1 protein-coding gene is annotated in these 249 nt (G+C 44.6%); it reads left to right on the plus strand.

Annotated features, from left to right (window positions below; translation table 11 throughout):
• Positions 1-22 precede the first annotated feature (22 nt).
• Positions 23-249, plus strand: a 227-nt coding sequence (locus tag ACSNOG_RS33750; protein ID WP_436756478.1) for a hypothetical protein, incomplete at its 3' end; no start/stop codon positions are given.

Genomic DNA, 249 nt, shown 5'->3' on the forward strand with positions numbered 1-249 from the left:
TTTTAATAGTGAGCACCTCTAAATGCGCCTCACTTATTTAATGCCTCATAAAACAGGAGGAAAATTGACCATGATTACGTATAAACCGTTAAGCGAGCTTCCGATTCGGGAAGTATCGGAGTTGTGGAATCACTCATTTGAAGGATACATGGTTAACGCCTCAATGCCGCTGGACCGCTTTATTGCCCGTATCGGAAATGACGGTTTATGTTTGGAGCGCTCACTCGCTTGTTACGTGGATGGCATACC

The organism is Streptomyces sp. URMC 124 (assembly GCF_051386455.1).
Taxonomy (GTDB): Bacteria; Actinomycetota; Actinomycetes; order Streptomycetales; family Streptomycetaceae; genus Streptomyces.